Raw genomic sequence first — 772 nt, forward strand, 5'->3', positions numbered from 1 at the left:
ACAACTCGTGTCACTAGGGGTCGGGGTGCCTACTAAATTAGGAGACTCTTCGATAAACTGAAAATCTATACTACCTGAAAACCATCCATTACATATTTCAACTCTAAACTCTATAGGTATATTTATATATTGAGTATAATCTTTACCTGTACCATTGAATAACTCTTGTAAGGTAAATGTATTACTGCTATTTCCTCTAAAACTAGCAGGCATATTCTCCCAAGAATTGGTTAAAGGATCGAAGAATCTCCAACCATAAACTTGAGAAGTAAATCCTGGCGTTGCGCTAAGTGTTAATTCTGGCCCGGGAGGCAAATTATCTGCAGTAGTGATCGTAAGATTCGGTATTATTCTAAATTCGACTCTCTCATCATCACAACAATGGCTAGCATCTTCTATATAATTATTACACAAAGCATTATTTATACTCAAATTAATTTGTCTAGAATCATCATAACTACAAGGGTTTCCATCTTCTGTAGCGCTACCACTATCTTGTACATAATATCCTGTAGGCACTCCATTAGTACTTGTAGCGTCAATTCCGAAATTGAAACTGTAATTAGTAGTCGTTTGACCACAACCAGGGAAAAAATCACCATCTAGTTCTTCAATACTAAATGTCTGACCAAATGCAGAGCCTATAGACAAAAACGATAACGCTATGTAAACTATAATTTTTCTCATGCTCATACTTTATTCATCTCTTAATTTACAACAATCTTTTGTAATGCATTTCCATAGGGTGTTTCTAACACCACGGCATATACTC

The 772-nt window shown here is 35.4% G+C and carries 1 protein-coding gene; it reads right to left on the reverse strand.

The genetic code is table 11. The features are described 5' to 3' along the window. Positions 1-687: hypothetical protein (locus tag M0D21_RS22930; RefSeq protein ID WP_248334403.1), on the reverse strand; the 687-nt coding region annotated here is incomplete at its 3' end. Positions 688-772 lie beyond the last annotated feature (85 nt).

The organism is Aquimarina acroporae, assembly GCF_023195925.1.
In the GTDB taxonomy this organism is placed as follows: domain Bacteria; phylum Bacteroidota; class Bacteroidia; order Flavobacteriales; family Flavobacteriaceae; genus Aquimarina; species Aquimarina acroporae.